The organism is Methanocaldococcus jannaschii DSM 2661, assembly GCF_000091665.1.
Taxonomy (GTDB): Archaea; AGJL01; Methanococci; order Methanococcales; family Methanocaldococcaceae; genus Methanocaldococcus; species Methanocaldococcus jannaschii.
Genome location: NC_000909.1, coordinates 1,406,531 through 1,418,569, shown reverse-complemented (window position 1 = coordinate 1,418,569; position 12,039 = coordinate 1,406,531). Strand labels below are relative to the sequence as shown.

General features: G+C 31.3%; 10 protein-coding genes. All 10 read right to left on the bottom strand.

The window, feature by feature from the left end; genetic code table 11:
- On the bottom strand, positions 1-1,593 hold the full coding sequence (locus MJ_RS07745; RefSeq protein WP_010870968.1) for a DNA methyltransferase: 1,593 nt from the start codon (positions 1,591-1,593) through the stop codon (positions 1-3).
- A complete protein-coding gene (locus tag MJ_RS07740) occupies positions 1,590-2,735 on the bottom strand; it encodes a bifunctional 5,6,7,8-tetrahydromethanopterin hydro-lyase/3-hexulose-6-phosphate synthase (RefSeq protein ID WP_010870967.1) in 1,146 nt (381 codons plus the stop codon). The genes MJ_RS07745 and MJ_RS07740 overlap by 4 nt, the downstream gene beginning before the upstream one ends.
- A 121-nt stretch (positions 2,736-2,856) precedes the next feature.
- Positions 2,857-3,630: a dihydroorotate dehydrogenase electron transfer subunit gene (locus MJ_RS07735; protein WP_010870966.1), complete on the bottom strand. Its 774-nt coding sequence runs from the start codon at positions 3,628-3,630 to the stop codon at positions 2,857-2,859.
- Positions 3,631-3,713: 83 nt separating this feature from the next.
- Complete coding sequence (locus tag MJ_RS07730; protein ID WP_244409412.1) at positions 3,714-4,238, bottom strand: metallophosphoesterase; 525 nt, start codon at positions 4,236-4,238, stop codon at positions 3,714-3,716.
- A 24-nt stretch (positions 4,239-4,262) separates the two neighbouring features.
- Entirely contained in the window at positions 4,263-5,243 is a 981-nt protein-coding gene (gene fen / locus MJ_RS07725; protein WP_010870964.1) for a flap endonuclease-1, read from the bottom strand.
- A gap of 224 nt (positions 5,244-5,467) precedes the next feature.
- Positions 5,468-5,791, bottom strand: coding sequence for a DUF4870 domain-containing protein (locus MJ_RS07720; protein ID WP_064496832.1), 324 nt, complete (start codon positions 5,789-5,791; stop codon positions 5,468-5,470).
- A gap of 45 nt (positions 5,792-5,836) precedes the next feature.
- Positions 5,837-6,403, bottom strand: a complete 567-nt coding sequence (locus MJ_RS07715; RefSeq protein WP_064496831.1) for a hypothetical protein — start codon at positions 6,401-6,403, stop codon at positions 5,837-5,839.
- Positions 6,404-6,613: 210 nt separating this feature from the next.
- A complete protein-coding gene (gene cobN / locus MJ_RS07710; protein ID WP_010870959.1) occupies positions 6,614-10,294 on the bottom strand; it encodes a cobaltochelatase subunit CobN in 3,681 nt (1,226 codons plus the stop codon).
- A gap of 144 nt (positions 10,295-10,438) precedes the next feature.
- Positions 10,439-11,287 carry a shikimate kinase gene (locus MJ_RS07705; protein WP_010870958.1) on the bottom strand — a complete coding sequence of 283 codons (849 nt, stop codon included), beginning with the start codon at positions 11,285-11,287 and terminating at the stop codon, positions 10,439-10,441.
- Positions 11,288-11,418: 131 nt separating this feature from the next.
- Positions 11,419-12,024: a calcium-activated nuclease EcnA gene (gene ecnA / locus MJ_RS07700; protein WP_244409410.1), complete on the bottom strand. Its 606-nt coding sequence runs from the start codon at positions 12,022-12,024 to the stop codon at positions 11,419-11,421.
- Positions 12,025-12,039: the final 15 nt, after the last annotated feature.

The window sequence follows — 12,039 nt, the reverse complement described above, 5'->3', positions numbered from 1 at the left end:
CTATTCCTCCATTTTTAATTCAAAGATGCTTTCATAGTATGGGTTTCTATCTCTTTCTGTTCTATTTAAGACCGGTCTTTTAAACTCTCTAACTAAAATAAGCCCACTTTTCTCAAAAATCTCTTTATATAGGTTCTTTTTATCATTAACTACAATGAAAATCTTTGCGTCTTCATTTAAAAATCTTTTCATGTTGATTAAAACATCGGATATGCCTTCAATATACTCTTTTTGTGCTTTTTTTGAACTACCTTTAAATTTAGGTCCTATCTCCAACTCATCCAATCTTGGAATGTCAAAAAGCTCATAAGCATAGGCATGCTGCTCATGATAATCAATCTGCCCTAAATAAGGAGGAGATGTAAAAATACCATCAATTTTTTTGTTTTTATAAAGTTCATAAAAGTTTGGGTGTTTTTTTAGTTCTTCTTCAATATCAACAGTCCTTGAATCTCCATTAATGATTAAATAATATGCATCTTTCCTAATCTTTGAAAATTCTTCTATTCTACTAATTACATCATTTGTATATTCTTCTAAGTGTCTTAAAATTGTTTGAACTGGTCTGCAAATTTTTTTATGCTTATAGCAATAGTATGGGTCAAAAACTGGCTCTTTTAGTGTGGCTAAATCAAAATGAGTAGTTCCTCTAACAGACCTTGCCGTTCTACTCAAAATTATCATTGCCACTTTTTTTATTGTTTCATCTCTGCAGTCTTTAATTAAATTTAAATAAAAGTTTAATTCTGCCCTAATTCTTGGAGAATACCACTTATATAAAAATGGCTTATCTTTAAAAATGTCATCAAACTCATCATCATTTTTGCAGTATTTTTCCTTAAGTTTTTTATACTCTAAATAAAACATTTCCATGATTTTTTCGGAATAGCTATCTTCATCAATTTCTTTTTTTGATAATTTTCTTTTATATTCTAAGGTAAAGTATTTTTTGTTGTATTTCTCAATTAATTTATCCATTTCTTTAACAAATTCATCATCTCCTAAATTTTTTGAAAATTCCTTTGTTTTATTTAGCATATCTAATAAAATTTTCTTTAATTTTTGAATATCATATTTCTGCAATTTAACTTCAGCAATTAAACAGTTAAATGGTGATATATCAATGCCAATAGAATTAATGCCCATCTCCATACATTGCACTAATGTTGTTCCAGAACCCATAAACGGGTCTATTATAATATCTCCAACGTTAAAATGCCTCTTTAAAAAATACTCTACCAATTGTGGAATAAACTTTCCTTTGTATGGGTGAATTCCATGAACATGTTTAGTTCTCTCCTTCTCAGATAACAAATCAAATGCTAAATCCCAATCCAATTTAAATCCCAATTTTTCTTCCCATTCTTTTCTTTTTTCAAAAAATAATTTTTTATAATAGTTTTCAACCTCATCAATATCTACATAAACCCTATTTTTGATTTTATACTTATTGACTCTTCCATACTGCACTAAATATGAAATATTATGCTCTTTAATTTCCTTACCAAACTTTTTTGTTAATATTCTTGATGCCTCTTTTATTGTGTAAAGTTTTTTTGCTGGCTGTATATCTAACCATGCATCCAGATTCATAATTCCTCCCCTATATCCTCATCCTCATCAAAATAAAGCCTATAAGTGTCTATATCATAACCCATCTTGTTTATAAACATCCTAATTACTCTTCCTGGGTCTTTTGATTTTGTAATTGCTCTACCAACGATTAATATTTGATATTCTTTTAAAAGCTCTTCAACATTCTCCACACCAACTCCTCCAGCAATTGCTAATAAGCAGTTTTCCTTAAATTTCCATTCCTTTTTAATTCCAAATGTCTCCTCATCAATCCCTCTATGCAAGATAACAACATCTGGCTTTAATTTTAATGAATCATATAATTTTTGAGGTTCAGAGACGTTCATCATATCCAAATAGCTGATTAAACCACATTTTTGACATTCGTGGATAGCTTTAATTATTGTTGATTTTGGTGCTACTCCACTTATTGCCACTGCATTAGCTGTTGCTTCAAATGCCAATCTTACCTCAACCCTTCCAGTGTCTAAGGTTTTTAAATCAGCAACAATAAAGCCATCAAAATATTCTCTCATTATTTCAATAACCTCTAAACCAAACTTTTTAATTAGTGGTGTTCCAGCCTCTAAGATGATGTGGTCGCTATTTGGAATTGTTTGTAACAAAAATTCCAAATTCTCCATAGTTGGGACATCCAAAGCAATTTGTAGATATGGAGGATACTCCAATCTAACATCCCTAAATCCAACTAATGGATGCAAAGCTCTATATTTCTCTTTCTTTACCTTCTCTTTTGAAGGATATTCATTTAAAGCTCTGTTTATAGCTAACTTTGCTGAGGCATAGAAGTATTGGAAGAGTTTTCTTTTATTTAAATTGGTTATTGGAACCTCTGGGACATTAACAGAGACAACAACCTTTAAATCTTCATCTAAATCTAAATCAGCAACTGCCTTGGCAACTGCATACTGAATAACTCCCTGAAATAGCTCATCCTGTATCTCACTCTCTATATTATGCCTTGGAACAACTAAGGTTAATGGTTTAACTATTAAATTAGGTCTTAAATTGGCAAAAACACAATTTCCTCTTGTTAAAGCATTTGTAAAGGTATTCTCAATTAACTCTCCTTTCCCTAATGCAACATTAACTATTGCCTTAATTTCATTTCCCAAAACTGCTTCTCCAAATTTTATCATATTAATCCCTTGTAGCTATTTTATTTAAAATTTAACAATTTTCCACTCGCATCTCTATATACTCCCCGAACAACCTTTTTAGAAAAGGTTGATCAAAACTAAATATCAATACCTTATAATGTTAATAATAAATCTTCTTACCGCTTGCATCTCTCTTATACTTCCCAAATTCTCTAATAAATTTCAACTTATCTCCCCAAAATACTGGCCCATCCTTACAAACACAAAGTCCCTCATCATCTACACAACACTGCCCACAAATACCTATACCACACTTCATATACCTCTCCATTGAAACCTGAACTGGAATATTATATTCATTTGCTATTTCTACAACCTTTTTCATCATTATTTCTGGCCCACAAGTTATAATTAAATCAAATTTCTCTTCTTTAAGGACTTCTTTCATTTTTTCAGTTGTAAAACCTTTAAATCCAAAACTACCATCATCTGTGCAAATCTCTAATCTGCTAACTTTTTCAAATCTATCCAAAAATAATAACTCTTCTTTAGTTCTCGCCCCTAATATGGTTGTTATTTCAATTCCCTGCTTTGAAAATTCTTCAACTGCTGTTATAATTGGTGCAGCTCCAATACCTCCAGCAACTGCCAAAACCTTATCTCCTATTGGCTCAAAATATGTTCCATAAGGCCCTCTAACTCCTATTATATCTCCTTCTTTTAGTTCATGCATTTTTTTGGTAAATTCTCCAACTCTTGCAACACTAAAACTATTTTTAGAAGAAAATCCAAATGGTTTTTCATCAACTCCCGGAAGCCAAAGCATTGCAAACTGTCCCGGCTTAAAATCAAAATCTTTATCTACTACAAATGTTTTTACTGTTGGGCTTTCTTCTATTATTTCTTTTATTCTACATATAACTGGTTTTTCCATAATATCACCTGAATTATAAAATTTTCTATTAAAAACTAAAAATAAAATAATAAAAACTAAAAACTTAAATTTATTAAATACTTTTACAAATCATTTATTGTTCTAACGACTTTTCCTTTTTCTATCAATTTTACGATTAAATCTAAGCTAACTGGTTTATAATTAATAACTTCTACAGAAACATTAATACTCTTCCTTTTGGGATTAATAAATGGATATTCATCTAAATGGTTTGCGTGATGATGCCCATGAATTATCCAACCATCGAAGTTTAAAGTATAAGAGCTGTCTGGATTATGAATTAGCATGAATTTATAGCCGTTATATTCAATAACTCTAAACTTCTCACCAAACTTGTCATGATTTCCTCTTATAAAAACAATCTCCCCATTTAACAACTCTAAAAGTTCTCTTGCTTTCTTTGCCTTATTTTTGCTTAAAATCAAGTCCCCTAAAAAATAAACAATATCCTTATCCCTAACCACATTATTCCAATTTTTTATTAGAGTTTTATTCATCTCCTCAACATTTGAAAAAGGTCTATTGCAGTATTTTATAATATTTGCATGGTTAAAATGCGTATCAGAGATGAGGTAAATTTTTCTCATAGACATCCCACAAAATTATATAAATTATTTAAACCATGCATCTAATGTTTTTTGCTTAGTTTTGTTTGCAATTAAGTTATAGAGTTTATCAACATGCTTTTTAACCCTATCATAATTAAAGTCATTTTCATCAACTAAGAATTTTATAATTCCCTCTTTATCTGGCAATTTTAGGCTTAATGAATAGTTATCGGTAACCTTTGGCTCTTTAAATATCCTCTTAATCTCATCGTAGTATTCAACCTCTTTTTTCAAAACATCCTTAGCTACACCACTTCTAACCAATTCATAAGCCCTTTTAAATCCTATTCCTTTAACTCCTCCTGGATTATAGTCAGTTCCCATAAATATGGCTATATCTATCAAATCATCCAAAGAAATTCTTAAATCCTCTAAAACCTCATTTAATTCAATAAGTTCTGGCATCTCCTTTGTAGTTGTTAAATTTCTAACAACTCTCGGAGCTCCATATAACAAGGCATCATAATCTTGACTTACAACTGCCCAAACATCTCCCTTCTTTGCCATATAGCTTGCTTGTGCCTCTCCCTCAGAGGGAGCTTCAACATACGGAATGCCCATCAAACTTAACAAATATTTGCAGTTTTCAACCATTTTCGGAGTTAGATAGCTAACCCTCTTTGCATACTTAGCAGCTTCTTCAAAATCCTCCTTTTTAATTGCCTCTTTCATCTTAAGTTCAGCTTTCTCTTTCATCTCTCTCCTAACTTTCCTTGTTTTCTCCTTTAACTTTGGTGGCTCACCATCAAAAACCCAGATTGGAGTTATATCATTCTCTAACAAATGTATGGTTTTATAAAAAACTCCGTTATATGCTGAGGTTATCTCTCCTTTTCTATTTCTCAATGGAGAACCATCTCTCAAACGTATAGATGTTAAAAACTGATATAATGCATTCATTCCATCAATAGCTACTTTTTTCCCTTTTAAATCTTCAAAGGAGATAATATTTTTTGGAATAAAATCACCAAACTGCACTCCCATGTTATCCCCTACATTTAATCTTAACTAAAAATTATAGTGTTTTTCAAAATTAATAAAATTTATTGATAAAGATTTGAACGCCTTCCAAAGAAGGAGTTCATTAATACCTTAGTTATTTAAGAAGTTTGAAAAACACTATATAACTGCATAAAAGATATTTATAAAAAACGGTTTAATTTTTTAAATTTCTATAGAAATCCATAAAAATAGACAAAAGTTAAAAATTATTGTGAATACTGCTCTGCTATATCTCCAATTACTGGAAGCTTAAACTTCTCTCCTTTGTATGCCTTATACATACACACAATCCACAAAATAAAAGCTGCCAAATTTACCAGACCACTTAGCATCCATCCATAGGGTATAAATGCCAATATTATTGATAAAACCCAAAGTCCTCCGAATAGTATTATGGATTGAACTGCATGAAATTTAACAAATTTACTTTCCTTTTCTAATATATAGAACAATATTCCAGTTATTACTCCAAATAGATAACATAACGCTCCTTCAATATTTTCATCTAAACCGAGTGAAGTTTTTCCCATAAATATCACCTATATATACGTAAATTTTTATAAAAAGGATGAATTTTATTGTGAAGAGTATATCTTACCTTTGTAGTATCCAACAACGATTTCATTTGTATCTGGATATAAAATTATTTGTATTGCAGATTTATTGTCTTTTGAAACATACCATAACACCATTCCTTCTCCAGATTGCCCTCCTCCTGCTATTCCTCCACTACTTTCAAAATATCCAGATTTTTTTATTGCCTCATTCAGCTTTTCAAAATCATTAGTGGTTATTTTTCTCTTTGGAACATAAGTCAATACAATAGACTCTCCTTCATTTTGCTTTCCTGTTGAAACATATTCCATTAATTTAACTTCTCCAAACACTTCATTTAATATTGGTCTAATTTTCTCATCAGCTTCTTTTGCAGTTCCTATTGGCTGGACATCCCTTATTGAATTGTAATCAACCCCTTCATCTTCATTTTGATATTCTTCCTGGTTTTCATTTTGTTGTTGTTGCACTACCTGTTCTTGCATATTTTGAATCTCTTCAACATTCTTTCCTCCAATGCATCCGCTAATGGTTATGCCACATCCTAAAACACTCAAAAATATTAAAAATATTAAAAATTTCCTCATAGTCCCACCGTAGAACTTTATAAAAATTCTTATGCTTGTCATGCTTATATAAATTTTCTATCTTTACAATTTTTAATTTTGGCTATGGAAATTATTGATAATAATACAAATTGTGAAAATATTATCCAGCTAAAATATTATAAATAAGTAATTTAATTTTTTAAAGTTATATAAAAGGTAAAAATTTTACAAAAATAAAAATAGTCCAATTTATCTCCCATTACTCATAAGCTTTTCCTTCCAAATCATGTCAATATCTACACTACCTCCTTGGAATTCACCAATATCTGCTATACTACTATAGGTTTCTTCAATATCTCCCTCAATCTCTAAATAAGCCCTTTTTAGCTCCTCTATATTCCCTTCAGTTGTTTTCCACAATCCTCTTTGATAAGCCTCCAACAATCTCCTTGCAATCTCTTCTAAGGCATAGATGTTGTGTTCCTTAAAGAACTTTCTATTCTCTTCATTTTTCACGAACGTATTAAATATCTCATCAAATATCCAATTCTCAACCTCTTTTGTTGTAGCACTCCAGCCATAAACTCTGCCAATTCTCTTGGCTATATCTCCAGCTCCTTTGTAGCCATGCCTCTTCATTCCCTCAATCCACTTTGGATTTAAGAGTTTTGTTAAGCTAACTCTCTCAATTTCTTCTTTTAAAGTTCTTACTTCAACATTGTTTGGATTTCTTGTATCTCCATAATATGCCTTAACCTCTTCTCCTTTTAAAACCCTTGCGGCATTTGTTAAACCTCCATGCGTTCCAAAGTAGCAACAACATCCAAATAAATCATACTCATCTGTAACAACTTTATTAAATGTTAAATCAACTGTCTTTAATATATTTTCAAATGCATTAATCGCCTTCTTTCCATAGACATCCTTTCCATAGGCATAGGAGTTCCAGTAGATAAATGCATCTTTTAAATCTTCATCATTTTCCCATGCACTTGCATACACTGCATATTTAACACCATTTCCATAAGTGCCAGGAGGAGAGCAGAAGATTCTAAATGTTGATTCTCTAAATGATAGGCCTTTATTTAAGTTCTCAACAACATGCTTCTTTACAAAGTTCATCTCCAATGGCTCATCTAAGTTAGCAACTTTCATTATTGCCTCATCAACAAGCTCTATGCAGTTTGGGAACATATCCCTTGTTATTCCACTAACTCTAATGGTTACATCAATCCTTGGTCTTCCCAACTCCTCCAATGGAATAACTTCTAAGCCAACAACTCTCCCTCCTCTATAAACTGGCTTAACACCCAATAGATATAAAATCATCCCCATTCCTTCCCCATCAGCCCACATTATATCAGATGCCATCCAATATAGAGCTATGTTTTCAGGATACCTTCCCTCCTCCTCTAAATATCTATTAATTAATTTTTCAGCTAATAAAACCCCTACTCTATAAGCAGATTTCGTAGGAATTCGGTATGGGTCTAATGAGTAAAAGTTCCTTCCTGTTGGTAAGATATCATAGTTTCCTCTTGTTATCAGCCCAGAAGGCCCTGGCTCTATATATTTGGCATCAATGCCTCTCAACAAAGAGCCAATCTCATCTGATTTTTCAATTCTCTCATTGATATCCTTAATCTTCTCCTCTAATTTTTTATCTTCTATACTCTTTCCATTTAATACATCTGAAACTTTCTTCTTTAGGTTTTTATCTTTATACTCAAACTCCATAGGGGGAAGCCCCCTATTGGGATACCCCGGATGCATTGCCTCGCTTCGCTCGGCAATGCCTCTCCTTTTACTATTCATAGTATTATTCTGGATGAATATCGCCTCTAAAATACTCTTTATAAACTCAACTCTCTTCTCTCCACTTGGAAGTTCTCCAAAGATATGCATTCCATCATTGCACTTCGAGTTCTTTATCATCTCTAAGATATCTCTTAGCTCATCAAATATCTCTTTAAAGTTCTCATGGATTTTCCCTTCTTTTTCAATCTTCTCAATTTTTTCTTTAATTTTCAATAAATTGGTTTTTTTAACTTCCTCAACTATCAAATGCTCTAACTGATGCCTTCTTGAAGCATCCATCTCCTTTAAATACTCCTCTATATAGCTATCTAATGTCTCCAACTCTTCATAAAATGCATCAACCATAACTGTTTGCATGTGATCAATAATAGTTGCATAGCTTCTTCTCTTTGCTATAGTTCCCTCTGGTGGATTATCTGAATTATAAATATAGAGATGAGGAATATCTCCAATACAGATGTCTGGATAGCATTCGTTAGATAAACCAACGTTTTTTCCAGGTAAAAATTCCAAAGTTCCATGAGTACCAACGTGGATTATTATGTCAGCAATGTCATTAAAATATTTATATGATGCTATATATTGATGAGTTGGTGGGCAATAAGGGTCGTGTAATATCTTACAAACTCTTCCATCACATCTTGCCCCAGCACATCCTCTTTTTGGTTGAACACAAACATAGACATTCCCAAACTTTAAACCAGTTATAACTATCTTATTTTTTCCATTAACTTTATAAATCATTCCTGCTGGGATGTCTTTACCATTTAAATCTCCCCATGTTTCTAAAATTTTATTTTTTACATTCTCTGGCAGTGTGTTGAAGTATTCATAATACTCTTCTTCATCCATTAAGTATAGATATCCTCCTTTAGCTATAATCTCATTTACGGTAGTCCATCTAAACTCTGAAATTGCCTTCTTCTGCATAATTAGCTGAGCTAACTCCTCTCCATTTTCTGGAATATTTTCTACATAGTAGCCCTCTTCCTTCAACTTCTTCATTATGTTTATAACACTTTGAAAGCTGTCTAAATGGGCAGCACTTCCCACAGTTGCCTCAACAGATGCACATGCATTGTTATGCAATATAAATATAACCTTTCTATCTTTCTTAGGTTTGTATTTTAGCTCAATCCATCTCTTTATTCTTCTAACAACTTTGTCTATCCTTTCCTCAATACCAAACTTCTTCTCTAAGCCGTTCTCATTTTCAGTAGTTCCAATGATAATCGGTTCTATAACCCCTTCAAACTCTGGCAAGGCTATAGTCCAACCAATATCTGCAGATAAACCTTGCTCATCTTTTTTCCAATCCTCATAGCTTTTATAATAACTCATTATTGGATGAAATACTGGCACATCTAACTTTTTAAGTATCTCTACTCCAGAGATTTTGTTTAAATTAGCCTTATCTTTTACAGTTCCCAATGGAAATGACAGTAGATTGATTAAGGCGTCTATTATTGGCTTATCATCTTTAAGGAAGTATTTTAAAACACTCTCTCCACTACCTAAGGCATTTAAATCCTCACACTTAGCTCCATAGGAAAATACTGGAATTACATTGAATTCTTTGTCCAATCTATTTAATAGCTTCTCAATAACATCCATATCATCATTAACTAAATAATGCCTTGAGAATAAAATCCCCACCGTATATTTTTTATTAAACTCAACGTCTTTTAAAAATTCTTCTAATTCTTCATAAATTTTGCCTCTATAATAGATACCTTGGAATGGATGCTTTACAACATCTTTATCTTTACCCATTAGATATAAAACCATATTTTTGAAGTTATCTAAACCTCCATAAGTTATAAATAAATAACATTTAGCAGATTTTTCAGAATTCCAAAAGTTTGGGTCTTGGGCAACAACTATAACGTTTTCATTGAACTTCTTTATCTTCTCTAAATCAATATCATCTGATGATGTTCTATAAATAAAAACTAAATCATAATCTTTTGCATCCTCTAAAAACTCATCATCAATTGGATTTCTGTTAGAATATATTTTATATTCAACATCTACTCCTTCTTTTTTAAGCTCATCCAACGCCTTTTTTAATATTGAGCAATAAGATGCCCACATATAAAATGTGATTTTCATAACACCACCGTAATATTAATAACTTATAATAACTACTTTAGTGCTAATTTTTTGTAGATTTTATTACTACATTATTACAATTTTAGTATTTATAATTTGTCATTAAAAATCATGATAAATTTCATAAAAAATAAAAAATTAAAATTAGTAAATAGAAGCTCCATCATTGTTTGGTTTAGTTAAAATAACCTTTCCATACCTATTTAATTTTTCTTTTACCTTTTCAACATTTTCATCTTCAACCATGGCTATATAACTTGGACCTGTTCCAGATAAACCGGCTGTTATTGCCCCAGCATCTAATGCGTCTATTGCTATGTTTGTTGGAAAGTTTAAAGCTGATGCATAAAGAATTCCATTTAAAAATAAAGCTTTGAAATAGTTTCCATTTATAGCCTCATTAAAGGCAATTTCAACATAATCCTTTATTAGCTTCATTCTATTTACATCAACATTCTTTTCTAAATTTGGAATTAATATTAAGACGTTTAAATCATCTCTCATCTTATCTCTTTTTAAAATTTTTCTTTCTATATTGTCAGTTATTGTTATTCCCCCATAGTATGATGCAGTAGCATCATCATAAGCTCCAGTAACAGTTAATTTTTCATCAAAACTTGATTTTATCCCTAAATTTAATATTAGCTCATCATCTATTTTTTCCCCTAATGCATCAAATGTTGCCAAAACAACTGCGTTAGAAGTGGCTGAACTACTACTCAATCCAGATTTTATAGGAATTTCTGTCTTTGTTTCAACATAGGCAGAGTAATTCAGCCCAAAATAATCTAAAGTATTTTTGACACATCTTACTATTAAATTTGGCTTAATGTTTGGATTATCTAAAACTTTACCCTCTATTTTGTTTTTTCCATCATCTATAAGTTTAACTTTGGCATAAACCTTTAAATCTAATCCAAAAGCTGAACCCTTACCTGTTGCTATAGCGTTTATTATTGTCCCAGATGCTAATGCATAGGCTTTTCCTTCCATAAAAAATCACTCCATTACTTTTGTAGCTATAAATAAAGTGGAGCTGAACGAAGTGAAGCCCCACTCATTTTGATGAACCTTTATTAAAGGTTCATGATAATGCATAAGTTCTCCCTTCCATAAAACTCCCCTTAGTTATTGCTCCAATTCCATAAACCCACTCTATTTTCTTTAGCTTCCCTCTCAACATTTAAGAATTCATCCTTTAACTCAAAATTACTTATATAAACCCTTGCATATCCATACTTTAAAAGCTCTTCATTGAAGTTTATTAAATTATTACTATTATTTATAAAGATGTATGCTAAATATCTCCCATATTTATCTTTCTTTGGGGCTTCATTATCAAAGACAATTATAACTGTTTTATTTTTAAGTTCTTTTTCTGCAAAATGCTTAGCTTTATAGCCCCATTCTTTTAAGTATTTTGTATCTGTTATCGGTGTTCCATTTAATAAATAATATTCATACGGGTTGTTTCTCTTGTGAATTTCTGGAGTATCTACCCCTAAAAGCCTAATCTTCCATAATTCCCCATTAACTTCAACATAAACAGTGTCTCCATCTACAACCTTAACAACCTTTCCGTAGTAGTGTTCATGAGTATCTACAAAAGAAGTGTAATTATTATAACTCCAACTATCATGATAATAACCGTTAGAATTAGAGGATGAGAAATCAACACAGCCACATAGAGTTGTGAAGATTAACATAGATAGTATTAGGAATTTTCTCATAATCCTCCCTCTAAT